General features: G+C 65.3%; 21 protein-coding genes and 1 tRNA gene. 20 read left to right on the top strand and 2 right to left on the bottom strand.

Translation table 11 applies throughout. The features are described 5' to 3' along the window. The 12 genes from hisI to pyk all read left to right on the top strand — a co-directional run bounded on the left by hisI (nt 1) and on the right by pyk (nt 15,388). Nucleotides 1–402 (top strand): phosphoribosyl-AMP cyclohydrolase, encoded by a 402-nt coding sequence (hisI, locus tag ACR9WD_RS09785; protein WP_038991804.1) that lies wholly within the window; start codon nt 1–3, stop codon nt 400–402. Between the two features lie 103 nt (nt 403–505). Next, nucleotides 506–2,077: an anthranilate synthase component I gene (locus ACR9WD_RS09780; RefSeq protein ID WP_073706070.1), complete on the top strand. Its 1,572-nt coding sequence runs from the start codon at nt 506–508 to the stop codon at nt 2,075–2,077. After that, the gene (locus ACR9WD_RS09775) at nt 2,074–2,664 is read left to right on the top strand and encodes a Trp biosynthesis-associated membrane protein (RefSeq protein ID WP_066138853.1); all 591 of its coding nucleotides are present in this window, start codon (nt 2,074–2,076) and stop codon (nt 2,662–2,664) included. The genes ACR9WD_RS09780 and ACR9WD_RS09775 overlap by 4 nt, the downstream gene beginning before the upstream one ends. A 158-nt stretch (nt 2,665–2,822) precedes the next feature. Then, nucleotides 2,823–3,071, top strand: a complete 249-nt coding sequence (locus tag ACR9WD_RS09770; protein ID WP_066138850.1) for an HGxxPAAW family protein — start codon at nt 2,823–2,825, stop codon at nt 3,069–3,071. 1 nt (nt 3,072) lies between these two features. Continuing rightward, the gene (trpC, locus tag ACR9WD_RS09765) at nt 3,073–3,897 is read left to right on the top strand and encodes an indole-3-glycerol phosphate synthase TrpC (RefSeq protein ID WP_066138847.1); all 825 of its coding nucleotides are present in this window, start codon (nt 3,073–3,075) and stop codon (nt 3,895–3,897) included. A gap of 110 nt (nt 3,898–4,007) precedes the next feature. Then, nucleotides 4,008–5,339 (top strand): tryptophan synthase subunit beta, encoded by a 1,332-nt coding sequence (gene trpB / locus ACR9WD_RS09760; protein WP_038991799.1) that lies wholly within the window; start codon nt 4,008–4,010, stop codon nt 5,337–5,339. Next, nucleotides 5,340–6,122 (top strand): tryptophan synthase subunit alpha, encoded by a 783-nt coding sequence (trpA, locus tag ACR9WD_RS09755; RefSeq protein WP_038991798.1) that lies wholly within the window; start codon nt 5,340–5,342, stop codon nt 6,120–6,122. Continuing rightward, a complete protein-coding gene (lgt, locus tag ACR9WD_RS09750; protein ID WP_434922014.1) occupies nt 6,122–7,138 on the top strand; it encodes a prolipoprotein diacylglyceryl transferase in 1,017 nt (338 codons plus the stop codon). Before trpA ends, lgt begins: the two co-directional genes overlap by 1 nt. A 121-nt stretch (nt 7,139–7,259) precedes the next feature. Continuing rightward, on the top strand, nt 7,260–7,472 hold the full coding sequence (locus ACR9WD_RS09745) for a hypothetical protein (protein ID WP_149597043.1): 213 nt from the start codon (nt 7,260–7,262) through the stop codon (nt 7,470–7,472). A 236-nt stretch (nt 7,473–7,708) separates the two neighbouring features. Beyond that, nucleotides 7,709–12,328: a glutamate synthase large subunit gene (gene gltB / locus ACR9WD_RS09740; RefSeq protein ID WP_369826758.1), complete on the top strand. Its 4,620-nt coding sequence runs from the start codon at nt 7,709–7,711 to the stop codon at nt 12,326–12,328. Further along, nucleotides 12,321–13,790 (top strand): glutamate synthase subunit beta, encoded by a 1,470-nt coding sequence (locus tag ACR9WD_RS09735; RefSeq protein ID WP_073706074.1) that lies wholly within the window; start codon nt 12,321–12,323, stop codon nt 13,788–13,790. Before gltB ends, ACR9WD_RS09735 begins: the two co-directional genes overlap by 8 nt. Before the next feature lie 86 nt (nt 13,791–13,876). After that, entirely contained in the window at nt 13,877–15,388 is a 1,512-nt protein-coding gene (gene pyk / locus ACR9WD_RS09730) for a pyruvate kinase (RefSeq protein ID WP_128470122.1), read from the top strand. 185 nt (nt 15,389–15,573) lie between these two features. On the opposite strand, the gene ACR9WD_RS09725 is transcribed toward pyk, so the two are convergent. Next, a tRNA-Leu gene (locus ACR9WD_RS09725) sits at nt 15,574–15,658 on the bottom strand. A gap of 189 nt (nt 15,659–15,847) precedes the next feature. Between ACR9WD_RS09725 and ACR9WD_RS09720 the strand changes: the two genes are divergently transcribed. The 4 genes from ACR9WD_RS09720 (at nt 15,848) to ACR9WD_RS09705 (ending at nt 18,872) form a co-directional block, all read left to right on the top strand. Continuing rightward, nucleotides 15,848–16,465 carry an ANTAR domain-containing response regulator gene (locus ACR9WD_RS09720; RefSeq protein ID WP_052253823.1) on the top strand — a complete coding sequence of 206 codons (618 nt, stop codon included), beginning with the start codon at nt 15,848–15,850 and terminating at the stop codon, nt 16,463–16,465. Between the two features lie 290 nt (nt 16,466–16,755). Then, nucleotides 16,756–17,988 carry an inorganic phosphate transporter gene (locus ACR9WD_RS09715; protein WP_038991795.1) on the top strand — a complete coding sequence of 411 codons (1,233 nt, stop codon included), beginning with the start codon at nt 16,756–16,758 and terminating at the stop codon, nt 17,986–17,988. Next, the gene (locus ACR9WD_RS09710) at nt 17,985–18,233 is read left to right on the top strand and encodes a hypothetical protein (RefSeq protein WP_073706076.1); all 249 of its coding nucleotides are present in this window, start codon (nt 17,985–17,987) and stop codon (nt 18,231–18,233) included. Before ACR9WD_RS09715 ends, ACR9WD_RS09710 begins: the two co-directional genes overlap by 4 nt. A 93-nt stretch (nt 18,234–18,326) precedes the next feature. Next, nucleotides 18,327–18,872, top strand: coding sequence for a dihydrofolate reductase family protein (locus tag ACR9WD_RS09705; protein ID WP_434922013.1), 546 nt, complete (start codon nt 18,327–18,329; stop codon nt 18,870–18,872). A 79-nt stretch (nt 18,873–18,951) separates the two neighbouring features. On the opposite strand, the gene ACR9WD_RS09700 is transcribed toward ACR9WD_RS09705, so the two are convergent. Beyond that, nucleotides 18,952–19,434: a hotdog fold thioesterase gene (locus tag ACR9WD_RS09700; RefSeq protein WP_149597041.1), complete on the bottom strand. Its 483-nt coding sequence runs from the start codon at nt 19,432–19,434 to the stop codon at nt 18,952–18,954. An 85-nt stretch (nt 19,435–19,519) separates the two neighbouring features. Here ACR9WD_RS09700 and polA point away from each other — a divergent pair, with 85 nt between their 5' ends. From polA to rpsA, 4 genes are all read left to right on the top strand, one after another. Next, entirely contained in the window at nt 19,520–22,132 is a 2,613-nt protein-coding gene (gene polA, locus ACR9WD_RS09695; protein ID WP_434923207.1) for a DNA polymerase I, read from the top strand. Nucleotides 22,133–22,200: 68 nt separating this feature from the next. Further along, on the top strand, nt 22,201–23,109 hold the full coding sequence (locus tag ACR9WD_RS09690) for a polysaccharide deacetylase family protein (protein WP_244213627.1): 909 nt from the start codon (nt 22,201–22,203) through the stop codon (nt 23,107–23,109). A 70-nt stretch (nt 23,110–23,179) separates the two neighbouring features. Further along, entirely contained in the window at nt 23,180–24,493 is a 1,314-nt protein-coding gene (locus tag ACR9WD_RS09685) for a GNAT family N-acetyltransferase (RefSeq protein WP_434922012.1), read from the top strand. A 219-nt stretch (nt 24,494–24,712) separates the two neighbouring features. Continuing rightward, a complete protein-coding gene (gene rpsA / locus ACR9WD_RS09680; RefSeq protein WP_038990737.1) occupies nt 24,713–26,188 on the top strand; it encodes a 30S ribosomal protein S1 in 1,476 nt (491 codons plus the stop codon). Nucleotides 26,189–26,563 lie beyond the last annotated feature (375 nt).

The raw sequence follows: 26,563 nt of genomic DNA, 5'->3' as shown, positions 1-26,563 counted from the left end.
ATGCCTACTTCTAACGACGGCTCGATTCCGAGCCCTGAATCCCACAGCCTCGACCCGGAGATCGCCTCTCGCCTCAAGCGCGATGCCAATGGCCTGTTTGCCGCCATCGCGCAGCAGTACGATTCCGGTAAGGTCTTGATGCTCGGCTGGATGGACGATGAAGCGCTGCACCGCACGCTGACCACCGGCCGGGTCACCTTCTATTCGCGTTCCCGCCAGGAATACTGGCGCAAGGGCGACACCTCCGGCCACTACCAGTTCGTGAAGTCCGTGGCTCTCGACTGCGACGGCGACGCGCTGCTCGTCCAGGTCGACCAGGTGGGCGCCGCTTGCCACACCGGCACCGAATCCTGCTTCACCGATCGCGAATTGCCGGCCGTGGTGGGCCACCGTCCCGAGTAGGACTGCCGACGCACCGGCACCAGCAGCAGGCGGGCGCCGCGAATTCCGCACCCAGCTGCGCGTTGCAGCACCGGCTCGAAGAACACGTAGAAGAAGAACATTGATGAAAACCCTTGGCAAGATTTCCCCGTCCCGCGAGTCCTTCCGCGCCATGGCCGCGAACCGCCGCGTCATCCCGGTCACCATCACCGTGCTGGCCGACTCGCTCACGCCGATCGGCCTGTATCGCACGCTGGCACAGGGGCGGCCCGGAACCTTCCTGATGGAGTCGGCGGCCCCGGGCGGCGTCTGGAGCCGCTACTCGTTCATCGGGGTGAACTCTCCGGCCACGCTGAGTACCCGCGGGGGTGAAGCCTACTGGCAGGGGCACGCTCCTGACGGCCTGCCCACCGGCGGGGCGGGCGTGGAGGTGCTGCGCGACACCGTGCGTGCGCTGAAAACCGAACCGGTTCCCGGCATGCCTCCGCTGACTGGCGGCATGGTCGGCTTCATCGGCTGGGAATGCGTGCGCCATTGGGAGAAGCTGCCGAACCCTCCGGCGGACGACCTGAACCTGCCGGAGCTGAGCATGAACCTGGTCGCCGACATGGCGGCCCATGATGCGGCCGAGGGCACGGTCACGCTGATCGCCAACGCCATCAACTTCGATGGCAGCGACGAGAACGTCGATGCGGCCTACGACAGCGCCGTCGCCCGCCTGCAGGCGATGCTCGACCAGCTCGCGGTGCCGGTGGATTCGGCCGCGGCGGTGCTCACCGGCACCGATGTGCCGCGCGAAACCCTGATGGACGCAGTCACCCATTCCTGGGACGAGAACGAATACCTGGCGGCGCTGGCCAAGTCCAAGACCGCGATCGTGGACGGAGAGGTCTTCCAGATCGTAGTTTCGCGCCGCTTCGAGCTGGAAACCCAGGCCGACGCGCTGGATGTCTACCGGGTGCTGCGCGCAACCAATCCGAGCCCGTACATGTACCTGTTCAACTTCGTCAACGAGGACGGCGAACGCTTCGAGATCGTCGGCTCCTCGCCAGAAGCGCTGGTCACGGTGAACGACTCGCACGTGGTCACGCACCCGATCGCTGGCTCCCGGCCGCGCGGGGCCAACTACGAGGACGACCAGCTGCATGAGAAGTCGCTGGTCAACGACGAGAAGGAACGCGCCGAGCACCTGATGCTCGTGGATCTCTCGCGCAACGACCTCTCGCGGGTGTGCAAGGCCGGCACCGTGGAAGTCACCCAGTTCATGGAGGTCGAGCGCTTCAGCCACATCATGCACCTGGTCTCCAACGTGGTCGGCAAGACCCGCGACGACGTGGACGCCTACGACGTGCTCGCCGCGACCTTCCCGGCCGGCACGCTCTCCGGAGCGCCGAAGCCCCGCGCCCTGCAGCTGCTCGACGAGTACGAGCCGTACCGCCGCGGCATCTATGGCGGCGTGGTCGGCTACCTGGACTTCGCCGGCGACATGGACATGGCCATCGCCATCCGCTCCGCCCTGCTCAAGGGGGATCGCGCCTACGTGCAGGCCGGCGGCGGCATCGTGAACGACTCGAAGTTCGCCGACGAGGCACTGGAAACCGTGAACAAGGCGGCCGCCCCGCTGCGCGCCGTCTGGGCCGCGCAGTCCATGCGTGCCGCCCACACCATCAACACCGAATCAGGTGAAGCGAAGTGAAGAAATTGACCAGCGCCCGCAGCCTTGCACTTTTCGGCCTGGCCGGCGCACTGATCGGCCTCTGGTCGGCCACCCGGACCTGGATCACCGTTGATGTGGCCTCCAGCTCCGTGCAGATCCCGCAGATTGTCGTTGACGGGGCGACCGCGGCCGCCTCGGTCACCGCGGTCTGCGTGGTGGTGCTGGCCGGTTCGCTGGCGCTGCTGATCGCCGGGAAGATCGCCCGCTACATCATCGCGGCGATCTGCCTGCTCGCCGGCGCCACGGTGATCACCGCCGGCATTGGCGCGCTGCGCGACCCGCAGGCCGTGGCCTCCACCGCCGTGGCCGAAGCCACCGGCCTGGCCCAGAACGCCGGCGAGTACGCGCTCACCGCGTGGCCGGCGGTAGCGGTGATTGCTGGCGTGCTGATCGTGCTGCAGGCGGTGCTGGTGCTGGTCTTTGCCGGACGCTGGCCCGCGAAGGCCAGCAAGTACGACCGGCAAGCGGCCAAGGCCAGCGTGGAGCCCAAGGACCAGTCCTCGCGCAATATCGCCAGCTGGGAGCAGCTCTCGCAGGGCGAAGACCCGACCGCTGGCGGGAAATAGCCCAGGGCCGAGCGTGATTCGCACCACCGGCGCGCAACGAAGGCCCCTGGAATAGGAGGTTCTCGCGCGCAGGTGGCAGAATGGAACCTGAAGACCAACGTCCTTCGGCAGCAACGCCCTGCCGGGGCGCAGCATCACAACATGAGGAGACATCGAACATGTCGCAGAACACCGAGATCGATCCGGTTTACACCGAAGAGATTGGCCACGGCAACTCCATCGCAGCGTGGGCCTGCGTGCTGACCATGATTGTCGGTGCAATCGTGGCAGGCATCGCCTTCGCCTACCTCGCCTGGTCCATCGTCTGGGTCGGTTGCGGCATCGTCGTAGTCGGCCTGTTGCTGGGCTGGATCCTGAAGGCAGCCGGTTTCGGCGTCGGTGGCGCTCGCAGTGGAGCATCGCACTAAATTGACTGTTCTTGATGACATCATCGCGGGCGTCCGGGAAGACCTGGGCGCCCGTCGCGCAATCACCAGCCTGGAAGCGATCAAGCAGGCAGCGGCGGCAGCCGCCCCTGCACGTGATGCGTTCGCCGCGCTGGGCGGCCACACCGATCAGGCCGCCCGCGACACCACGCTGCGTGTAATCTCCGAGGTAAAGCGCAAGTCCCCGTCCAAGGGCGCGCTGGCCGATATCCCGGAGCCCGCCGTCCTGGCCGCCGAGTACGAAGCCGGTGGCGCCTCGGTGATTTCCGTGCTGACCGAAGCGCGCCGCTTCGGCGGTTCGCTCCAGGATCTCGATGCGGTGCGCGCCGCCGTGCAGATCCCGGTGCTGCGCAAGGATTTCACGGTCGACGAGTACCAGATCTATGAAGCCCGCGCGCACGGCGCTGACCTCGTGTTGCTCATTGTTGCGGCGCTGAATGATGAATTACTGGCATCTTTCCTAGAATTGACTCACCAGCTGGGAATGAACGCCCTGGTGGAAACCCACACCGAGGAAGAGATCGCCCGCGCCATCAAGGCCGGGGCGAAGATCATCGGCGTGAATGTGCGCAACCTGAAGACGCTGGACGTCGATCCGGCCACCTTCGGCAAGCTCGCACCGCTGCTGCCGTCCGAGGCGGTGATCGTCGCCGAATCCGGTGTGGAATCCACCGAGCAGGTTGCCCAGTACGGTGCGGCCGGCGCCGACGCGATCCTCGTGGGCGAGGCGCTGGTGAAGCACGCCGATCCGCGCGCTTCGGTCGCCGCGTTCATCCAGGCCGGCACCGACGCCAAGCCGCAGCGCTAGCCGCGCACGGCAGCGTCGGACCCAGAATTGCATTTCGTGCCCCGCAGGAGCTTCCGGCGGGGCACGAGACTTACCACGAATCAAGCTTCGTACGAGAAAAGAGGGAATCGATGAGCACTCCGGAGAACTCCGAGCACAGCCAGTCGATCGATGCACAGTCGCTGAGGCACGCAAGCGGCCCGTACTTCGGAGCGTATGGCGGACGATGGATGCCCGAGTCCCTCATGGCCGCCATGGACGAGCTGAACGAGACCTTCGAGGCGGCCAAGAACGACCCCGAGTTCATCGCGCAGGTCAAGGACCTGAACAAGAACTACTCCGGACGCCCCTCGCTGCTTACCGAAGCCAAGCGCTTCTCCGAGCAGTACTGCGGAGGGGTGCGGATCTTCCTCAAGCGCGAAGACCTGAACCACACCGGCAGCCACAAGATCAACAACGTGCTCGGCCAGGCGCTGCTGGCCAAGCGCATGGGCAAGACCCGCATCATCGCCGAGACCGGCGCCGGCCAGCACGGCGTCGCCTCGGCCACCGCCGCGGCCCTGATGGGCCTGGAGTGCGTGGTCTACATGGGCGCCGAGGACACCCGCCGCCAGGCGCTGAACGTGGCGCGCATGCGCCTGCTCGGCGCCACCGTGATCCCGGTGACCGTCGGCTCCCAGACGCTGAAGGACGCGATCAACGAGGCGCTGCGCGACTGGGTCGCCAACGTCGAGACCACCCACTACCTGCTGGGCACCGCCGCCGGCGGCGCGCCGTTCCCGGCGATGGTCCGCTACTTCCACGAGGTCATCGGCGACGAGGCGCGCGAGCAGATCCTGGCCCAGGCCGGGCGCCTGCCCGACGCCGTGACCGCATGCATCGGCGGCGGCTCCAATGCGATCGGCATCTTCCACGGGTTCCTCGACGACCCGTCGGTCGAGATCTACGGATTCGAGGCTGGCGGCGACGGCGTGGACACCGACCGCCACGCCGCGACCATCACCTTGGGCCGCCCGGGCGTGCTGCACGGCGCGAAGAGCTACCTGATGCAGGACGAGGACGGGCAGACCGTCGAGTCGCACTCGATCTCCGCCGGCCTGGACTACCCGGGTGTCGGCCCCGAGCACGCCTACCTGGCCGACATCGGCCGCGTCACCTACGAGCCGGTCACCGACACCGAGGCGATGGACGCGTTCAAGGCGCTGTGCCGCACCGAGGGCATCCTGCCGGCGATCGAGTCCGCGCACGCGCTGGCCGGCACCATCCGGTTGGCCGCCCGCAAGATCGCCGAGGGCGCTGTGCCGCAGGAGACGATCATCATCGCGAACCTCTCCGGTCGCGGGGACAAGGACGTGGGCACCGCCGCCGCCTGGTTCAACATGATCGACGAAAAGGACGCCGAGGCCGAAATCAGCGCGGCCAACGCGCAGAACTCCGGCTCGCAGAACTCCGAGGAGAAGTAGATGACCCGCGTCACCAGCGCCCAGAAGATCGCCGCAGCCCGCGCCGAGGGCCGTCCGGCCCTCATCGGCTACCTGCCTGCCGGCTACCCGGACGTCGCCACCAGCATCGAGGCCGCCGTGGCGCTGGCCGAGAACGGCGTGGATGTCATCGAGATCGGCATCCCGTACTCCGACCCGGTCATGGACGGCCAGGTCATCCAGGAAGCTACCGTGCAGGCGCTGGCGAACGGCTTCAAGGTCCCGCAGATCTTCGAGATCGTGCGCGGGATCACCGAACGCACCGACGCGGCCGTGATGGTCATGACCTACTGGAACCCGGTGCTGCGCCTGGGCGTGGACGAATTCGCCCGGCGCTTCGCAGAGGCCGGCGGAGCCGGGCTGATCACCCCCGACCTGGTGCCCGATGAGGCCGCCGAGTGGATGGAAGCCAGCGAGAAGCACGGCCTGGAGCGCGTGTTCCTCATCGCCCCGTCCTCGACCGAAGCCCGCGTGCAGCGCACCGTTGATGCTTCCTCCGGGTTCGTCTACTGCGTGTCGCTGATGGGCGTCACCGGCGCCCGTTCCGAGGTGTCCTCCGCCGCGCAGGCAGTGGTCGACGCCGCCCACAACGCCGGCGCCGAGAACGCCTGCGTGGGCCTGGGCGTCTCGCGCCGAGAGCACGTGGAAGAAATCGGCGCCTACGCGGACGGCGTGATCGTCGGCACCGCGCTGGTCGCCGCTTTGCGCGACGGGGGAGTGCCGGCAGTCGGCGCCCTGGCCGCCGAGCTGAGCGGACGCGCCTGATGGCTTTCGCCACGCAGCTGGCCCTGGCCCTGCCGGCTTCGATCCCGTCTCCGCCGCCGGAGTTCTCGAAGATCTCGCTGGGCCCGCTGACAATCCACGCCTACGCGCTGTGCATCCTCGCGGGCATCCTGATCGCGCTGTGGCTGACCAACAAGCGGCTTTCCGCCCGCGGCGGGAACTCCGACATGCTCTGGGACATCGCGATCTGGACGATCCCCTTCGGCATCGTCGGCGGACGCCTCTACCATGTGCTGATCACCGACCCGATGTACTACTTCGGGCTCGGCGGGCAGAGTGCGCATCTGGCTGAGATCCCGCAGATCTGGCTCGGCGGGCTGGGCATCATGGGCGCGGTGTCGCTCGGCGCGCTCGGAGCCTGGATCGGCTGCCGGAGGGCCGGCATCCGGCTTTCTGCATTCGTCGACGCCGCCGTGCCCGGCCTGCTGCTGGCGCAGGCGGCCGGACGCTGGGGCAACTGGTTCAACCAGGAGCTCTTCGGTGCGCCGACCGACCTGCCGTGGGGCCTGGAGATCGACCCGGACAGCTACAACTTCCCGGCCGGGCTGCCCGCGGACACGCTTTTCCACCCGACCTTCCTGTACGAGTCGCTGTGGAACGTGCTCGGTGCCTTCGTGCTGATCGCGCTGGATCGGAAGTTCAGGCTGCGCCGTGGTGCGCTGTTCTGCTGCTACATGATCTGGTACGGGATCGGCCGCACCTTCACCGAATCGCTGCGCCTGGATGCGGCCGAGGTCATCGCCATCGGGCCGCTGGCCCTGCGCGTGCACCAGTGGCTGGCGATCGGCATGGTCATCGCCGGCATCCTCGCGCTGATCCTGGTCCTCGGCAAGCTGCGCGGCCAGCAGGCCGATGCGTTCTACCTGCCAGGAACGGCGCCCGCGCCGGCCCCGGCAGAAGGCGGCAAGCCAGCTGAAGGCACCGGTGCCCAGGACACGTCCGAATCGGAAACCGCGTCCGAAAAGGGAACCGGCGCTGATCCGCAGAACGAGAAGTAGCGGCAGCGAATCCATAGCCCCATTGCGGTGGCCGGCAAGCATTCATGCTTGCCGGCCACCGCTGGTTTAACCCGTCCCGCGGCCTCCGGGATCGGCTTCCATGACGAGCCAGGGACCCAATATGGCGAAGAAGCGCGAAAAATTTGGCGGGATGCCGACGCGTGTGCGCAACATGCTTGAAACATTGGGCGGCTTTCAAAATCGGCTGGCGAAAACGGTTTTCGGGCGTTTTCCACCAAAAAACCTGCTTTTTCCGCGGGAACTGGGACAAAAGTTTTTAACATTGCGGAAACAGAAGCACGCGCATGGGAGAAACAAAACCTGCGTAACGTGAGATCCACGCACCGAACTGGTTGATCGACCCCTGGAACGGCCTGCCGGTGCAGCACCACAACGAGGTGGGAAATGTTCGTCCCCGAAACCTCGATGCGCAAGCAGACCCCGCTTAGCACTGTCGAAAAGTTTCAGCTAGATGAAACATCCAGGCGGCCGGAAGTCCTTGCGAAGAATTAGCCCTTTACCGGGGGCTGCCGCGCGCCTATCCTGCATGAACCACAGAAAGGCACGCTCATGAGCATGACCGGAGTCCAGATGAACGCCTCGCCAGGTTTTGGCGAGGAAGTCCCCTCGCCCTACACTCGTTTCTCCGCGCTGCCCGGCGCGCAGGGGCTGTACGATCCGGCGGCCGAGAAGGACGCCTGCGGCCTGGCGATGATTGCGTCCCTGAAGAACGAAGCCAGCCACGGCATTGTCGCCCATGCGCTGACCGCCCTGCGCCGTCTGGAGCACCGAGGCGCCATCGGCGCCGACGAGGGCACCGGCGACGGTGCCGGCATCCTGCTGCACCTGCCTGATGCATTCCTGCGCAGCGTCACCGCATTCGATCTTCCCGCCGCCGGCTCCTACGCCGTGGGCATGGGCTTCCTCCCGGCCGACTCCGGCGAACGTGCCTTCGCCCAAGAAGAGCTGGAAACCATGGCCGCCGAGGAAAACCTCGCGGTGCTCGGCTGGCGCGAGGTACCGGTCAACGCCGACGTGCTCGGCGCCTCTGCCCGCAAGGTGATGCCCTGCATCACCCAATTCTTCATCGCCGCCCCTGCCGGCGCCCCGGCCGCCACCAGCCGCGAGCTGGACGCCGCCGCCTGGCGCATCCGCCGCCGCGCGCACAACAAGATGGGCGTGTACTTCGCCTCGTTCTCCTCGCAGTCCATCGTCTACAAGGGCATGGTCTCCACCGCGCAGCTTGAGCCCTTCTACCCGGACCTGTCCGATAGCCGCTTCGCCAGCCGCTGCGCGATCGTGCACTCGCGTTTCTCCACCAACACCTTCCCGTCCTGGCCGCTGGCCCAGCCGTTCCGCACCATCGCGCACAACGGCGAGATCAACACGGTCAAGGGCAACCGCAACTGGATGCGCGCCCGCCAGTCCACCCTCGCCTCGCCGCTGCTCGGCGAGGTGCCCGAGGAACTGTTCCCGATCTGCACCGCCGGCGCCTCCGACTCGGCCTCCTTCGACGAGGTCGCCGAAATGCTCATGCTCTCGGGGCGCAACGTCGCCGAGACGATCATGATGATGATCCCGCAGCCGTGGGAAAACGACGACCAGATGGACGCGGATTTGCGCGCCTTCTACCAGTACCAGTCCATGCTCATCGAGCCGTGGGACGGCCCGGCAGCTGTCTGCTTCACCGACGGCCAGATGGCCGGCGCCGTGCTTGACCGCAACGGCCTGCGCCCGGCCCGCTGGTGGGTCACCGACGACGGCCTGGTGGTGCTTGCCAGCGAGGTCGGCGTGATCGACACCGACGAAGAGCACATCGTGGCCAAGGGCCGTGTCGCCCCGGGCAAGATGTTCGCGGTGGATCTGGCCGGCCAGCGCATCGTCGAAGATGCCGAAATCAAGGCTGAAGTGGCCGCCTCCAAGCCATGGCGCGACTGGGTGGCGCAGAACCTGAAGACCCTGGACGACTTCCCGGATCTGGAGCATGTTCGCCACAATTCGGCTTCCGTGGCCCTGCGCCAGCTGACCTTCGGCTACACCACCGAGGAGCTGCGCGTGCTGCTGGCCCCGATGGCCGCCGCCGGCGCCGAGCCGCTGGCCGCCATGGGCACTGACACCCCGATCGCCGCCCTCTCGCAGCGCCCGCGGCTGCTGTTCGACTACTTCACCCAGTCCTTCGCCCAGGTCACCAACCCGCCGCTGGATGCGATCCGCGAAGAGCTGGTCACCTCCATGGGCACCGCGATCGGCCCGGACGGGAACCTGCTGTCCCTGGACCGCGTCGAGCAGACCCAGATCGCGCTGGACTACCCGGTGCTGACCAACGACCAGCTGGCCAAGATCGCGAACCTGCGCGACGAATCCGGCGCCAAGTACACGCTGAAGGTGCGCGGGCTGTACCGCCCGGCCGGCGGCGAATCCGAGCTGCGCGCCCGGCTGCAGGAAATCTGCGAGAAGGTCTCCGCGGCGGTGAACCGCGGGGTGCGCTACATCGTGCTCTCGGACCGCGACTCCTCGGCCGCCTGGGCGCCGATCCCGTCCCTGCTGCTGACTTCCGCGGTGCACCACCATCTGCTCAAGAGCTCGAACCGCACCCGCGTCTCGCTGATCATCGAGTCCGGCGACGCCCGCGAAGTGCACCACATCGCGCTGCTCATCGGCTACGGCGCCAGCGCGATCAACCCCTACCTCGCCCTGGAATCGGTCGAGCAGATGGCCGAGAACGGCGAGCTGCCCGGCGTCGACGGAAGCCAGGCCAGCGCCAACCTGATCAAGGCGCTGGGCAAGGGCGTGCTGAAGATCATGTCCAAGATGGGCATCTCTACGGTCTCCAGCTACTGCGGCGCGCAGACCTTCGAAGCCGTCGGCCTGTCCCAGCGCGTGGTCGACCAGTACTTCACCGGCACCGCCACGAAGCTCTCGGGCATCGAGCTGGACGTGGTGGCCGCCGAAGCCGCCGCCCGCCATGCGCGCGCCTACCCGGAGATCGACGGCGGCGCCCAGCCGCTGGAATTGGAGACCGGGGGAGAGTACCAGTGGCGCCGCGAAGGCCCGCCGCACCTGTTCAACCCGGAAACCGTCTTCCGCCTGCAGCATTCCACCCGCACCCGCCGCTACGACGTGTTCAAGGAGTACACGAAGGCGGTGGACGACCAGGCCGCGCAGCTGAAGACCCTGCGCGGGCTGCTGAAGTTCAAGACCGAGGGCATCACCCCGATCAGCATCGACGAGGTGGAACCGGTCTCCTCGATCGTCAAGCGGTTCTCCACCGGCGCGATGAGCTACGGCTCGATCTCCGCCGAGGCGCATGAGACCCTGGCCATCGCGATGAACCGGCTGGGCGCCAAGTCCAACACCGGCGAGGGCGGCGAGGACCCCGAGCGCCTGCTCGACCCCGAGCGGCGCAGCGCCATCAAGCAGATCGCTTCGGGGCGCTTCGGCGTGACCAGCCTGTACCTGACCAATGCGGATGACATCCAGATCAAGATGGCGCAGGGCGCCAAGCCCGGCGAGGGCGGCCAGCTAATGAGCGAGAAGCTCTACCCGTGGATCGCCAAGACCCGGCACTCCACCCCGGGCGTCGGGCTGATCTCCCCGCCGCCGCACCACGACATCTACTCGATCGAGGACCTGGCCCAGCTGATCCACGACGCGAAGTGCGCCAACCCGTCGGCCCGCGTGCACGTGAAGCTGGTCTCCGAGTCCGGCATCGGCACCGTCGCGGCCGGCGTGGCCAAGGCCAAGGCGGACGTGGTGCTGGTCTCCGGGCACGATGGCGGCACCGGCGCCTCGCCGATGAACTCGCTGAAGCATGCCGGCACCCCGTGGGAGATCGGCCTGGCCGAAGCGCAGCAGACGCTGATCCTCAACGGGCTGCGCGACCGCGTCACCGTGCAGGTCGACGGCCAGCTGAAGACCGGCCGCGACGTGCTGATCGGTGCGCTGCTCGGGGCCGAGGAGTTCGGCTTCGCCACCGCCCCGCTGGTGGTTTCCGGCTGCATCATGATGCGCGTATGCCACCTGGACACCTGCCCGGTGGGGGTGGCCACGCAGAACCCCACGCTGCGCGAACGCTTCACCGGAAAGGCCGAATTCGTGGTGAACTTCTTCGAGTTCATCGCCCAGGAGGTGCGCGAACTGCTCGCCGCGCTGGGGGCCCGCACCCTGGACGAGGTGATCGGCAAGGTCGAGCTGCTGGACACCGATGCCGACCAGATCACCGCCCACGACAAGGTGGCAGGGCTGGCCCTGGATGCGATCACCCATGTCCCCGACGTCGAGCTGGCCGCGCGCCGCCGGCGCATCGGCCAGGACCACGGGCTGGACACGCACCTGGACCAGCAGCTGCTCGCCGCCGCCGCGCCGGCGCTGGCAGACCGCCTGCCGGTGAGCATCGACGCGAAGATCGTGAATACCGACCGCTCCACCGGCACGCTGCTGGGCCACCACGTGACCAAGACCTTCGGGGTGCAGACCCTGGAGCAGGACACCATCAAGGTGAACCTTTCCGGCCGCGCCGGCCAGTCCCTGGGCGCGTTCCTTCCCGAAGGGATCACGCTGAAGCTCTCCGGCGACGCGAACGACTACGTGGGCAAGGGCCTGTCCGGCGGCCGGATCGCGATCCACCCGCCGCACACCACCCTGTCCAAGCCCGAAGAGCAGGTCATCGCTGGCAACGTGGTCGGCTACGGCGCCACCAGCGGCCAGCTGTTCATCAACGGCATGGTCGGCGAACGCTTCGCGGTGCGCAACTCCGGGGCGAGCATCGTCACCGAGGGCATCGGCGAGCACGGCTGCGAGTACATGACCGGGGGACAGGTGCTGATCCTGGGCGCCACCGGCCGGAACTTCGGCGCCGGATTCTCCGGCGGCACCGCCTGGGTGCTGGACTTCGATCCGGCCAAGCTGAACCCGCTGGCCGCCGAGCATGGCGACCTGCTGGTCGCCCCGGTCAGCGACGCGGAAGCCGAACGCATCCGCGAGCTGCTCACCGAGCACATCGCGTTGACCGCGTCCCCGCTGGCCTCCCGCCTGCTGCTGGACTGGGAGAACACCCGCGGCCGGCTGACCAGCATCACCCCGCGCGACTTCGCCGCCGTGCAGCAGCTGCGCAGCGATGCGGTGGCCAGCGGGCAGAACCCGGACTCGCCGCAGGTATGGAACAAGATTTTGGAGGTGACCCGTGGCTGATCCACGCGGATTCCTGAAGGTGGCCGAACGCGTCACCCAGCCCAAGCGCCCGGTCCCGGTGCGTCTGATGGACTACAAGGAGGTGCTGGAGCGCCAAAAAGCCGGCACCCTGAAGGAGCAGGCCGGCCGTTGCATGGACTGCGGCGTGCCGTTCTGCCACAACGGCTGCCCGCTGGGCAACCTGATCCCGGAGTTCAACGACCTGACCTACAAGGGCCGGATGGACGACGCGGCAGCCCGGCTGCTTTCCACCAACAACTTCCCGGAGCTGACCGGCAAGCTGTGCCCGGCCCCCTGCGAGGCCTCCTGCGTGCTGGGGATCAACCAGCCCGCGGTGACCATCAAGCAGGTCGAGGCGGAGCTGGCCGGGCACCTGATGGATGCCGGCGGCTTCGAGCCGCAGCCGCCAGCCAGGCACACCGAGCACCGAGTGGCGATCGTCGGCTCGGGGCCGGCCGGCCTGGCCGCCGCCCAGCAGCTGACCCGCGCAGGGCACACCGTGGCGGTGTACGAGCGCGACGAGGCCATCGGCGGCCTGCTGCGCTTCGGCATCCCGGATTTCAAGCTGGAAAAGCAGGTCATCGACCGCCGCCTGGAGCAGATGGAAGCGGAAGGCACGATCTTCCGCACCGGCATCGAGATCGGCAAGGACATCAGTTGGAAGCAGCTGCGCCGCGACTACGACGCGGTCATCGTGGCCACCGGCGCGACCGTGCCGCGCGAGCTGCCAGTGCCGGGCAACCACCTCGACGGCGTGCACCACGCCATGGAGTTCCTCACCGATAACAACCGCGTGGTGGCGGGGCTGAAGTCCGAGCGCTCGATCGACGCCAAGGGCAAGCACGTGATCGTCCTCGGTGGCGGCGACACCGGTTCGGACTGCATCGGCACTGCTCTGCGCCAAGGCGCCGCCAGCGTCACCACGCTGGCCATCGGCAAGCAGCCGGGCACCGAACGCCGCGAGGACCAGCCGTGGCCGATGATGCCGGTGCTGTTCGAGGTGCAGACCTCCCATGAGGAAGGAGGCGAGCGGACCTACCTGGCCTCGACCGTCAACTTCATCTCCGGCGAGGGAACTGAGCAAAACAAGGTGATCGGTGTTACAGTTGCAGAGACAGAATTTGTTGCTGGCAAGCGCCTCCCGAAGCCTGGAACCGAACGCGTAATCAAAGCGGATCTGGTCCTGCTTGCCCTCGGGTTCACCGGTCCGGAAGTTTCCGGATTGGACGAACAGGTCAGTATCGAATTCGACAACCGGGGCAACGTCGCCCGAGATGGCTACTACATGACGAACACCGAGTCGGTATTCGTCGCCGGAGACGCCGGTCGGGGACAGTCGCTGATCGTGTGGGCTATCGCCGAAGGACGCGCTTGCGCGGCCGCGGTCGACAAGTTCCTCACGGGTTCGACTACTCTCCCTGCACCGGTTGCTCCAACTGATAGGGCCATCAGCATCATTTGAGTGACATAGGCTTGAATGCGGCGCACCCGGAAACCGGGTGGGCCGCATTTTGCCTATGTGAACATGAAAGGCATTTGGCTGACGGAATGAGACGCGCAAAGATTGTGGCAACCTGGGGCCCGGCCCTGGCAAGTTATGAAAACACTGTAGCGGTATTGAAGGCGGGCGTGGACGTCGCCCGCTTGAACATGAGCCATGGAGACCACTCCATGCACGCGCAATCCCTTGCGAATGTGCGCAATGCGGCCGCAGAGGTAGGCCGTGCTGTCGGCATCTTCGCCGACCTGCAGGGTCCGAAGATCCGCCTCGGCCGCTTCAAGGACAACGCCAAGTACATCCTCGAGGCCGGTGAGGAATTCACCATCACCATCGAGGACATCGAAGGCACCCGGAACCTGTGCTCGACCACCTTCAAGGGACTTCCTACCGACGTGCAGCCAGGGGACTTCCTGCTGATCAACGACGGCAAGGTCAAGCTCAAGGCCATTGCGGTCGACGAGAAGACCGTGCGCTCCGAGGTCGTCGTGGGCGGCGAAGTGTCCAACAACAAGGGCATCAACCTGCCTGGCGTGGCCGTGAACGTGCCTGCGCTGAGCGAAAAGGATGAGGACGACCTGCGCTGGGCCATCCGTGCCGGCATCGACATGGTCGCCCTGTCCTTCGTGCGCAACGCCGAGGACATCGAGCGTGTCCACGAGATCATGGATGAAGAAGGCCGCCGTGTGCCGGTCATCGCTAAGATCGAGAAGCCGCAGGCTGTGGCCGCGCTGGAGGAAATCGTCAACGCCTTCGACGCGATCATGGTCGCCCGTGGCGACTTGGGCGTCGAGTTGCCATTGGAAGAAGTTCCACTGGTGCAGAAGCGTGCGGTCGAGCTGGCTCGCCGCTGGGCGAAGCCGGTCATCGTCGCCACCCAGGTGCTTGAATCGATGATCGAATCGCCAACCCCGACCCGTGCCGAGGCTTCGGACTGCGCCAACGCGGTGCTCGACGGTGCCGACGCGGTCATGCTCTCGGGAGAGACCTCCGTAGGCGAGTACGCGGTGGAAACGGTGGAGACCATGTCGCGGATCATCTCTTCGACCGAAGAGCACGGACTGGATCGCATTCCACGCCTGGGCTCCAAGCCGAAGACCCGCGGCGGTGCGATCACCCGCGCCGCAGTGGAAATCGCCGATCAGCTCGATGCGAAGTACATCGTGGCCTTCACCCAGTCCGGCGACTCGGCGCGGCGCCTGTCGCGGCTGCGCCCGAAGAAGCCGGTGCTGGCCTTCACCCCGCTGCAGCAGACCTACAACATCATGACCCTGATGTGGGGTGTGCAGGCACGCTTGGTGGCCTACGCCGATCACACCGACAAGATGACTGCCCAGGTGGACGAAGCTTTGCTCTCCGAGGGACTGGCTGACCTCAACGACCTGGTCTGCATCGCAGCCGGTTCCCCTCCGGGGCAGGCCGGCTCGACCAACTCGCTGCGCGTGCACAAGATCGGCGACCTGGCAGATGCCGGCCAGCTGGTCGATGGCAAGCCGATGCCTGCACGCGAGAAGGTTGGTCCGTGGGATCCGGAGAACGTCTCGGCTCCGAAGAACCTGTAGTCGCCGCTACCCTCTAGCCCAAGCGTATCGATCCGTCCTGTCCCAGAAGCTGGGGCAGGGCGGACTCTGCTTGGGTCGGCGAATGCGGGTTGTGAACTCGAGCACAGCCGATCGACAACCCATCGGCCGGGGGCGCGAAAAAGGCCGTTGGACCGGAAATATTTCCGGCCCAACGGCCTTGAAGCTGGTGCCCAAGGTGGGACTCGAACCCACACATCTTTCGATACCGCATTTTGAGTGCGGCGCGTCTACCGATTCCGCCACTTGGGCTGGCACTTTGACTACTTTACTAGAGGTTTTCCAGATTTCCTAATCAGGATCCTCGCGTCTTCGCCTGAACAAGAGTACATGCCAGTAGGCTTAGAAGTGAAACCGAGGCAACGTGGCTTCGCTGAACCTAAACCACCTAGATGCCGCCCGCGCAGCGGGCAGGAACTCTGACCATGGAGGAAGGCGCCAATGAGCGAACTACCTGAAATCACCCGCATCCCATCCGAGGTGCAAACCACTCCGCGTCGCGTGGTCGTTGCCGAGGACGAAACCCTGATCCGCCTGGACATCGTCGAAATCCTCCGCTCCGAGGGCTACGACGTCGTCGCCGAAGCCGACAACGGCCAGACGGCTCTGGAAAAGGCGCGCGAGCTGAAGCCCGACCTGGTGCTCATGGACGTGAAGATGCCGGTCATGGACGGCATTACCGCCGCCGAAGCCATCGTCAAGGAACGCATCGCCCCGGTGGTCCTGCTGACCGCCTTCAGCCAGAAGGAACTGGTGGAGCGCGCCCGCGAAGCCGGGGCCATGGCCTACGTGGTCAAGCCGTTCACCCCTGCAGACCTCACCCCGGCAATCGAAATCGCGATTTCCCGCAATGACGAACTGCGCGCGCTGGAAGAAGAAGTCAGCAACCTGGCCGAGCAGTTCGAAACCCGCAAGCTGGTGGACCGCGCCAAGTCGCTGCTCATCACCAAGATGGGCCTGACCGAGCCGGAAGCGTTCCGCTGGATCCAGAAAACCTCCATGGATCGCCGCTTGAGCATGCGCCAGGTCGCCGAGACGGTCGTCGACCAGGTCAAGTAGGCACCGCCAGCCACAAGAGTGTGCGCCAAACCACGTATGGTTTGGCGCACATTTTTTATGCCCTCGACCGACTGGAACGGCGTTCGACTGGGCGTTCACCGTTCCGTAACCTTTTGTTCACCCTTTTTTCCGCTGAATGGGGTTGCAATCCTGGATTGACGTACTGCGTGGTAGGCCTAAGATGGAAATTGCGCCGAGAACGAAGACCCGCACGCCATTACCCTCCGCAGGACCCTTCTTCATGGCCCGTTCACTTTTCCTTGCCGTTCGACCCCTCAGGCTGGTATTCAATGGATTTGACGCTTATCGTCGTCCTGGTCATTGCCTTGGCGTTGTTTTTCGACTTCACCAATGGTTTCCATGACACGGCCAATGCGATGGCCACTCCAATCGCAACCGGAGCAATTTCCCCTAAGAAGGCTGTTGCCCTCGCCGCAATTCTGAACCTCGTCGGCGCTTTCCTCTCCACCGAGGTAGCGAAGACCATTTCAGGTGGCATCATCAACGAAGACCCGACCACGGGCGTAGCGATCGGCCCGGCGATGATCTTCGCGGGCCTGATGGGTGCCGTGATCTGGAACCTGTTCACCTGGCTGCTGGGCCTGCCATCGAGCTCTTCCCACGCACTGTTCGGCGGCCTCGTTGGCGCCGCGATCGTCGGTGCGGGGTTCGCATCGGTGAACTACAGCGTGCTGCTGTCCAAGGTGCTGCTCCCGGCCATCTGCGCGCCGCTGATCGCGGGCATCTCCGCGTACCTGTGCACCAAGCTGGCGTACGCCATCACCAAGCGTGAAAACGGCGCCTCGCCGAAGCGTGGCGGTTTCCGCTACGGCCAGATCTTCTCCTCCTCGCTCGTTGCACTCTCGCACGGCACCAACGATGCGCAGAAGACCATGGGCATCATCACCCTGACCCTGGTGGCTTCGGGCCTGCAGGATTCCGACTCCGGAGTGCAGTTCTGGGTGGTCGCCACTTGCGCCTTCGCCATCGCACTGGGCACCTACACCGGCGGCTGGCGCATCATCGCCACCATGGGATCGGGCCTGACCGACGTGAAGCCTGCGCAGGGCTTCGCCGCCGAGATGTCCACCGCTTCGGCTATCCTGACCTCCTCGCACCTGGGCTTCGCGCTGTCGACCACCCAGGTGGCTTCCGGCTCGGTGATCGGTTCGGGCATGGGCCGCAAGGGCGGCGAAGTCCGCTGGGGCACCGCCGGCCGAATCGCCCTGGGCTGGCTGTTCACCCTGCCGGCTGCCGGCATCGTCGGCGGCATCGCCGCCGCCATCACCCACCTGGGCAACATCGGCATCGTGATCGTCGCTGTCGCTGGTACCGGTGCGATGCTGGCCATCTGGTTCATCTCGCGCAAGCAGCCACATGACCACGAGTCGAACATCTCCGACATCGACAACTCCGGTGCAGCCGTGAACATCCTGTCCAAGAAGGAACGCCGTGCCAAGGCCAAGGCGGAAGCCAAGCAGGCCAAGGCCGCCGCCGCGCAGAAGGAAGCTGATAATTCATGATCGACTGGACAGCATTCCTGGTCGTTGCCGTCGTCACGTGGGTTGCCGCGTTGGCGATTGTGGCAGCCTACTCCTTCGGAGTCCGCCTGCTTGCCGTTGCCAAGGATGGCGGCCGCAGCCAAGGCGTGAGCAAGGCCGGCGCCTACGCCTGCTTCGTGGTGTGCGGACTGATCGTCGCCTTGGGCGTCGTGCTGATCGTGCCGCAGCTGAGCGAGGCCATCCTGGGCATCTCCTCAAGCCACTAGAGCCGCGCTCGGCATCCGGCGGATCCGACACGAATCCGGGCTCCCCGGCCAACTTGATATCGCCTTCGATGGAGGCACCCCTAGACTGGAGCCATGACTAGCTTCAAGTACTACGTGGGTGCCTCCATCGATGGTTTTATCGCCGATCGCAACGGCAGCGTGCAATGGTTCACGCCCTATGCCTCGCAGCCGGGAGTGAAAAAGCATTTCGACGAGTTCTTCGAGACCGTCGGCGCCGTAGTGATTGGCGGCAAGACCTATGAGAACATCGTCCGCGACGCCACAGAGGGATCCGTGCCGTTGGTGTTCGGCGACAAGCCGGTATGGGTCTTCACCCACCATGAACTGCCGACACTACCCGGAGCGGACCTGACCTTCATCCGCGGCGAGGTGGGCTTCTGGAGCCAGGACATCGCCCAAAGCGCAGGGGCTGGCGACGTGTGGGTGGTCGGCGGAGCCGACCTGGCCGGTGCCTTCGTCGAGGCCGATGCGCTCGATGAGCTGCTGCTGGTCACCGTTCCGGAAGTGCTCGGCGGCGGGGCGAATCTCTTCGGCCGCGCGATCAGCACGCAGCTCTCCTCCCTGGAGGTCACCGACCTGGGAGCGGACATCGTCCTCTCGCGCTACGCGATCGGCTAGGCGGCGCCGGAGCCCGGCCGAAAACGCGGCGGCACTCCAGGAACGCACGGCTTGCCCGGAGCGCCGCTTGCACGGATTGCTAGTCGACGGGCAGCAGCATGTTGGTGATGCGGGCGGTGGCTACCCGCTGGCCCTGCTCATCGCTGATCACGATCTCATGGCAGGTGCTGCTGCGGCCCAGATGCACCGGGGTGCATACCCCGGTGACAACCCCCGAACGGCCGGCCTTGTGGTGGGTGATGTTCAAATCAACGCCGACCGGGTTGGCGCGGCCGGCGCCATGCAACGCGGCAGCCATCGAACCTAGGGTTTCGGCCAGCGCTGCGGACGCCCCGCCATGCAGGATCCCATAGACCTGGGTATTGCCCGCCACCGGCATCGTGGCCGCCACGCGCTGGGTTTCGAACTCGGTGAAGACGATGTCCATTTTCTCCACCAGCTCGCCCACGCCATTTTGCCGCAGATGGGGCCACATGCTTTCGGGGATGCCATGGCGCGATAGCTGCGCGGCAAACGGATGTGCCGAAGATTGCGTGGTTTGAGAAGTGAAATTGTCGCTCATGGCAACTAGGCTTTCAGGTGTGAGCGAAACAACCAAACCGACTGCTTCGTCGGACAAGAGACTGCTGATCATCGACGGACACTCCATGGCATTCCGCGCGTTCTATGCGCTGCCTGCAGAGAACTTCGCAACAAGCACCGGCCAGCACACCAATGCAGTGCACGGGTTCGTGTCGATGCTGCTGACGATGATCCGCCAGCAAAAGCCCAGCCACGTTGCGGTGGCCTTCGACTTGGACACCCCGACGTTCCGCTCGCTGGAGTACACCGAGTACAAGGGCGGACGCAATAAGACCCCCGAAGAGTTCTACGGGCAGATCGACCTGATCAAAGAGGTCATGAAGGCGATGAACATCCCTTCGATCACCTTGGAAAGCTTCGAGGCCGACGACATCCTGGCCACGCTGGCCACCCAGGGCGAAGAAGCCGGGTTCAACGTGCTGGTGGTTTCCGGCGACCGCGACGCCTTCCAGCTGATCACCGACAAGACCCTGGTGCTGTACCCGAAAAAGGGCATCAGCGATATCCCGCCGATGGATGCCGCCGCGGTGGAAGCCAAGTACTTCGTGCGCCCTGAGCGCTACTCGGATTTGGCCGCGCTAGTGGGCGAAACCGCCGACAACCTGCCAGGCGTGCCGGGCGTGGGACCGAAGACCGCCGCGAAATGGATCAACCTCTACGGGGACCTCGCCGGGATCCTGGAGAACATCGAGAACATCAAGGGCAAGGTCGGCGACTCCCTGCGCGAGCATGTGGACAATGTGACCCGCAACCGCCGGTTGAACCAGCTCAAGCACGACCTGGAACTGCCGGTCACGCTCGATGAGATGGAACTCGAAGCCCCGAACCGCGAAGAGATCGAGAACCTGTTCGACGCGCTGGAATTCAACACCCTGCGCAAGCGGCTGTTCGACCTGTTCGCGGCCCAGGAAGAGGAAGCGGCGCCAGAGGTTGCCGAATTCTCCCGGGTGCTCGACGCCGATGCCGACGCGCTGCGCGGATTCATCGAGGCCGGGAAGGGCGCGGCCATCGCGATCCAGCCCGCCGTGGCTGGCGGCGAAGCCGTGGGCCTGGCCCTGTTCCGCGGCGCCGAAGCCCTCTGGCTGGAACTGGCACACCTCGATCAGGCCACCGAGGCCGTGCTGGCGCAGTTCCTCGCCGATGAGAACGCCCCGAAGCTCTTCCACGACGCCAAGGCCGCCATGCACCTGCTCATCGAGCGCGGGCTGGAGATCGCCGGCATCAGGGACGACACCCTGATCAGCGCCTACCTGATCCAGCCCGATCGCCGCAGCCACGACCTGGTCGACGTGGTGCAGTACCACCTGAAGTACACGGTGCCGGTACACCAGGCCAAGAAGGGTGAACTGGATCTGGGACTGGCCTCCGAGCTGGCCGAACCGGCCCTGGCCCAGGCGCAGGCCATCCACGACCTCTCCGCCTACCTGGCCTCCAAGCTGGCGGAGAAGCACGCAGACAAGCTGGCCGCCGAGATGGAGCTGCCGCTGATTCCGGTGCTCTTCGAGATGGAACGCGCCGGCGTCGCGGTGGACGTGGACAGGCTCAACGAGCTGCGCGCCCACTTCACCGAACAGGTGGACCAGGCGACCAATGACGCGTTTACCGCGATCGGCCACGAGGTCAACCTCTCCAGCCCGAAGCAGCTGCAGGTGGTCCTGTTCGAGGAACTGGATTTGCCGCGCACCAAGAAAATCAAGACCGGTTTCACCACGGATGCCGAGTCGCTGCAGGATCTGCTGGTCAAGACCGGGCACCCGTTCCTGGTCGCGCTGATGGCCTACCGCGATGCGATCAAGCTGCGCCAGACCGTCGACGGCTTGCTCAAGGCCACCCACGACGATGGCCGGATCCACACCACCTATGCGCAGACCGTGGCCGCGACCGGGCGCCTGTCCAGCCTGAACCCGAACCTGCAGAACATTCCCGTGCGTTCGGAAGAAGGCCGGCGCATCCGCGACGTGTTCATGGTCGGCGGGGGCTACCAGAGCCTGCTGACCGTGGACTACTCGCAGATCGAAATGCGCATCATGGCCCACCTCTCCGAGGATGCAGGGCTGATCGAGGCCTACCAGAACGGCGAAGACCTGCACCGCTACGTCGGTTCGCGCGTGTTCAACGTCGAGCCGGAAGACGTCACCAGTGAGATGCGCTCCAAGGTGAAGGCGATGAGCTACGGCCTGGCCTACGGGCTGAGCAGCTTCGGGCTCTCCAAGCAGCTGAAGATCGGCGTGGACGAGGCCCGCAAGCTCATGAAGGACTACTTCGACCGCTTTGGCGCCGTGCGCACCTACCTGCGCTCGGTGGTCGACCAGGCCCGCAAGGACGGCTACACCGAAACCATCTTCGGCCGCCGGCGCTACCTGCCGGAGCTGAACAGCTCCGATCGCCGGCTGCGCGATATTGCCGAGCGTGCCGCGCTGAACGCCCCGATCCAGGGATCGGCCGCCGACCTGGTCAAGGTGGCCATGCTGCGCATCGCCGAAGGCCTGGAAGACGGCGGGTACAAGTCCCGGATGCTTTTGCAGGTGCATGACGAACTCATCCTGGAGATCGCCGAGGGCGAGCTGGAACCGGTGCAGGAGCTGGTGACCCGCGAAATGGGGCAGGCAGCAGACCTGCTGGTGCCGCTGGATGTCCAGCCGGGCATCGGCCGGACCTGGCACGACGCCGCGCACTAGCGCGCTGCAACCAGCAGGGCAGGAGCACCGCGTCGTGCTCCTGCCCTTTGGCATGACCCAAAGGCTTGATGAAAGAGGCGGACGTGGAGCAGTACTCGCGGCGTTGGGCGCTGAAAACCGGCAGCCTGGGGCTCGGCGCGTTGGCCGCCGGGCTGATCTCCGGTTGCAGCGCAGTTGCCCCCGAACAGCGGTCCACGGCCCCGGCAGCCTCGGCAACCCCACCGCCTTCCGCCGCGGCTTCGTCCCAGCCAGCGTCCGCCTTTCCTGCGGCATACCCGAGCCGGAACCAGGTGATCGAAAAGTTCAAGGAGGTTCCGGCCGGGCAGTTCGGGCTGGATATCCCGGGCATCGAGCTGGGCTTGCCTAAGGGCAGCGAATTCGCGGCGTTGACCTTCGATGCCTGCGGGGGACCAAACGGCTCCGGCGCGGACGAAACCCTGCTGGATGCCTTGCGCGAGTTGCAGGTGCCGGCAACCCTGTTCGTGAACCAGCGGTGGGCTCGGGCCAATGCGCGGCTGCTGGCCGAACTGGCCAGCGACGAGCTGTTCGAGATCGCCAACCACGGTACCAGCCATGCCCCGCTGGCCACCGGGGGCCAGAGCGCCTACGGCATCATGGGTACTGGATCGATCGCCCAGGCCTACGACGAAGTGATGGGCAACCAGCTGTACCTGGCAGAGCGGTTCGGCATCACCGCGCAGTTCTTCCGCTCCGGCACCGCCCACATGGACGAAGCCGGCGCGGCGCTGTGCCGCGAACTGGGCGTGCTGCCGATGAACTTCACAGTCAACCTGGACGCCGGGGCGAGCTTCGACGCGACGACCGTCGCCGCGCAGGTTAGCCAGCTGCGCGCCGGGGATGTCGGCATCGGGCACTTCAACCAGCCAGCTTCGGGCACGGCGAAGGGCCTGGCACTTGGGCTGGTCCAGGCGCTGGATTCAGGCCTGCGATTCGCCAAGCTCTCCGATGCCTGGTGAGGCCTTCCCCTTGCAACAGGCCGGCAGGGGCATAGACTGTGACCAGCCGACTTCCACGCCAAGGAGCACGATGAGACCAGAGCCCCAGCCGCAGCTGGAAACCCGGACCTTCCAGGCCGATGCGCGAAGCGGGGAACTCGACGAAGCGATCAAGCTGTTCCATCGGGCCACCGGGATCGGCTTCTACGAGCAGCTGCCGGACGAGCCCAACTGGAAGAACTACCTGGACCTGACCTACGCGCAGAAAATGCGCTTCTGCCTCGTGTTCGACCCGCACGCCGAACCGCACTCGCGCCATGCAACCGAACCGGTGCACACCTACGGGGCATTTCCCGGGCTGCTCAATGCCGGAGGCGGCGAACCGGTACCGGCGCACAAGATCACTTCGGTCACCGTGGCCCCGAGCTATCGGCGGCGCGGCGTGCTGGGCAGGCAGATTACTGCCGATCTGGCCTATGCCCAGCAGGAAGGATTCCCGCTGGCCGCGTTGACCGCATCGGAAGCGACGATCTATGGGCGGTACGGTTTCGAACCGGCCACCTTCCAATGCCGTTTCACGCTCAAATGCGCCGGCGGGTTGAAGCTGCGAGTCCAGCTGCCGGGCAAGGTGGTGGATGCCGATCCTGCCCGCCTCGAAGCTGACTACTCCGCGCTGGCCGTCCGCGCGTTCGAGCGGACCTTCGGCTCCGTGGACAGCACCGAGTACGACAATGGCTACGCCCTGGGCCGCTGGGACAACTGGGAGACCTTGGACAAGCCGAAGAACCTGCGCTTTGCCGCCTACTACGACGATGCCGGCCAGCTCGGCGGGTTCGCCACCTACAAGTTCGGCGGCTGGGACGAACCAAAGGCGAAGCTCGTGGTGCACAAGCTGATCGCCACCAGCGATGCCGCCCGGATCAAGCTCTTCGAATATCTGGGCAACCATGATCTGGTGGAGGAAGTGCATGGCCAAGGTCCGGTGGCCGATCCGCTGCGCCAGGTGCTGGACAACGTGCGGGACTACCACGTGCGTTCCATCGACGATTCGCTATGGCTGCGCGTGCTGGATGTTGCCGCCGCTTTCCAGGTTCGCGGTTACCAGCATGATGCCCGGTTCCTGTTGCGCGTGAACGACCGGATGGATTTGATTTCCGGGACCTACCTCTTCGACGTGGCCGATGCCCGCGCCACGGTGACCCGAATCGACGAAGGACAGTCCGATCCCGACCTGCCGCTGGTCGCGCTCTCTGAAAGGGAGGTGGCTGGCCTCTATCTCGGGACAGTGCAACTTGATCAATTGCTGGATTCCGGCCGTGCAGAACTGGTCGGCGGGGCAGGCGCAGGGAACTGGCGGCGCGCGTTCAGCGTGGCGCGCGAGGGATTCACGCCACACGGTTTCTAGCGGGATGGGGGGGCGAAAACCGGATATTATGACGAAGTTCACAAAATGCTGGCGTGGATGTTAGCGGGTTACGCTTTGACCCGCGGTGTGGTAGGCGCGTAGACTTGAACAGCGTGCCATGGCTTTGCCGTGTCCGCAATCAAGTTTTACCCCCTTCGAAATTCCGGGACTTCCGGGGTTTCGACTGATCAAATCTATCCACATCGGAGTCCCTACTACATGACCATCACCTCGAACGAGAACAACAGCGCACCAGTCGTCGCAATCAACGACATTGGATCTGCTGAGGACTTCTTGGCCGCAGTCGACGCCACCATCAAGTACTTCAACGATGGTGACCTCGTCGAAGGCACCGTCGTCAAGGTTGACCACGACGAAGTTCTGCTCGACATCGGTTACAAGACCGAAGGTGTCATCCCTTCCCGCGAGCTTTCCATCAAGCACGACGTCGACCCAGGTGAAGTTGTCACCGTTGGCGACAGCGTCGAAGCCTTGGTCCTGACCAAGGAAGACAAGGAAGGCCGCCTGATCCTGTCCAAGAAGCGTGCACAGTACGAGCGCGCTTGGGGCGACATCGAAAAGATCAAGGAAGAGGACGGCGTCGTTACCGGTACCGTCATCGAGGTTGTCAAGGGTGGCCTCATCCTGGACATCGGCCTGCGTGGCTTCCTGCCAGCATCGCTCGTCGAGATGCGCCGTGTGCGCGACCTGGCTCCATACATCGGCCAGGAAATCGAAGCCAAGATCATCGAGCTGGACAAGAACCGCAACAACGTTGTGCTCTCCCGCCGTGCATGGCTCGAGCAGACCCAGTCCGAGGTCCGCTCGACCTTCCTCAACAAGCTGGAAAAGGGCCAGGTTCGTCCGGGCGTTGTTTCCTCCATCGTCAACTTCGGTGCCTTCGTGGACCTGGGCGGCGTAGACGGCCTGGTACACGTTTCCGAGCTGTCCTGGAAGCACATCGACCACCCATCCGAGGTTGTCGAGGTTGGCCAGGAAGTCACCGTCGAGGTTCTGGAAGTCGATCTGGACCGCGAGCGCGTTTCCCTGTCGCTGAAGGCTACCCAGGAAGATCCATGGCAGACCTTCGCCCGCACCCACGCACTGGGTCAGGTTGTACCGGGCAAGGTTACCAAGCTGGTTCCATTCGGTGCGTTCGTACGCGTCGAAGACGGCATCGAAGGCCTGGTTCACATCTCCGAGCTGGCAGTTCGCCACGTTGAACTGGCCGAGCAGGTTGTCTCCGTGGGCGACGAGCTGTTCGTCAAGGTCATCGACATCGACCTGGAGCGCCGCCGCATCTCGCTGTCGCTCAAGCAGGCTAACGAAGGTGTTGACCCAGAGGGCACCGAGTTCGACCCAGCACTCTACGGCATGGCCGCAGAGTACGACGAGGCCGGCAACTACAAGTACCCAGAGGGCTTCGACCCAGAGTCGAACGAATGGCTCGAGGGCTTCGACGCTCAGCGCGCTGCATGGGAAGCACAGTACGCTGCTGCCCAGGAGCGTTGGGAAGCACACAAGAAGCAGGTTGCTGCCGCAATCGCCGCCGATGCAGAAGCAGAGCCTGCTGCTGCCGGTGGTTCCGAGCCAGCTCCAGCTTCCTACTCCTCGGAGGCACCAGCCACCGATGCAGGCACCCTGGCTTCGGACGAAGCACTGGCTGCACTGCGCGAGAAGCTGACCGGCAACTAATTCCGGCTTCTGCCACGTGCGGAAATCGTGATTAGCTTTAGCTGATCTACGAAGGTCCAACCCTGCAAGGGTTGGACCTTCGTTCGTTAACCCGTGGATATGTCCGGTTTATCGCTGCGGCCAGTCTTCTTCGTAATTATTTATGCTGACGGTGGCCGGCCAGAAATAGCTCCCGAGGAGCACTGAAATTAATACCTGCTGACGCTAGACTAAAAGTGTACCGATCAAGTAGATTCGCAAACGACAGGTATATGCACATGGCAACGGCAAGGAATTCGCAGGCAGGCTACGCGGCAGGTACCGTTGCCGGGCGTCAGATCCCGATGCGCCAGGTCAGCCACGAAGAATGGGCGTCCGTTCCACGCACCATTCCCA

This window comes from Glutamicibacter sp. PAEs-4 (assembly GCF_051161755.1).
GTDB classification, from domain to species: domain Bacteria; phylum Actinomycetota; class Actinomycetes; order Actinomycetales; family Micrococcaceae; genus Glutamicibacter; species Glutamicibacter nicotianae.
Note: the sequence above shows the minus strand (reverse complement) of the source record. Positions and strands in the feature narration are given on the sequence as shown.

Coding starts and splice junctions, on each gene's coding strand:
- hisI (WP_038991804.1), top strand. CDS start 1: ATGCCTACTTCTAACGACGGCTCGATTCCGAGCCCTGAATCCCACAGC.
- ACR9WD_RS09780 (WP_073706070.1), top strand. CDS start 506: ATGAAAACCCTTGGCAAGATTTCCCCGTCCCGCGAGTCCTTCCGCGCC.
- ACR9WD_RS09770 (WP_066138850.1), top strand. CDS start 2,823: ATGTCGCAGAACACCGAGATCGATCCGGTTTACACCGAAGAGATTGGC.
- trpB (WP_038991799.1), top strand. CDS start 4,008: ATGAGCACTCCGGAGAACTCCGAGCACAGCCAGTCGATCGATGCACAG.
- trpA (WP_038991798.1), top strand. CDS start 5,340: ATGACCCGCGTCACCAGCGCCCAGAAGATCGCCGCAGCCCGCGCCGAG.
- lgt (WP_434922014.1), top strand. CDS start 6,122: ATGGCTTTCGCCACGCAGCTGGCCCTGGCCCTGCCGGCTTCGATCCCG.
- ACR9WD_RS09745 (WP_149597043.1), top strand. CDS start 7,260: ATGGCGAAGAAGCGCGAAAAATTTGGCGGGATGCCGACGCGTGTGCGC.
- gltB (WP_369826758.1), top strand. CDS start 7,709: ATGAGCATGACCGGAGTCCAGATGAACGCCTCGCCAGGTTTTGGCGAG.
- pyk (WP_128470122.1), top strand. CDS start 13,877: ATGAGACGCGCAAAGATTGTGGCAACCTGGGGCCCGGCCCTGGCAAGT.
- ACR9WD_RS09720 (WP_052253823.1), top strand. CDS start 15,848: ATGAGCGAACTACCTGAAATCACCCGCATCCCATCCGAGGTGCAAACC.
- ACR9WD_RS09715 (WP_038991795.1), top strand. CDS start 16,756: ATGGATTTGACGCTTATCGTCGTCCTGGTCATTGCCTTGGCGTTGTTT.
- ACR9WD_RS09710 (WP_073706076.1), top strand. CDS start 17,985: ATGATCGACTGGACAGCATTCCTGGTCGTTGCCGTCGTCACGTGGGTT.
- ACR9WD_RS09705 (WP_434922013.1), top strand. CDS start 18,327: ATGACTAGCTTCAAGTACTACGTGGGTGCCTCCATCGATGGTTTTATC.
- ACR9WD_RS09700 (WP_149597041.1), bottom strand. CDS start 19,434: ATGAGCGACAATTTCACTTCTCAAACCACGCAATCTTCGGCACATCCG.
- polA (WP_434923207.1), top strand. CDS start 19,520: ATGGCATTCCGCGCGTTCTATGCGCTGCCTGCAGAGAACTTCGCAACA.
- ACR9WD_RS09690 (WP_244213627.1), top strand. CDS start 22,201: ATGAAAGAGGCGGACGTGGAGCAGTACTCGCGGCGTTGGGCGCTGAAA.
- ACR9WD_RS09685 (WP_434922012.1), top strand. CDS start 23,180: ATGAGACCAGAGCCCCAGCCGCAGCTGGAAACCCGGACCTTCCAGGCC.
- rpsA (WP_038990737.1), top strand. CDS start 24,713: ATGACCATCACCTCGAACGAGAACAACAGCGCACCAGTCGTCGCAATC.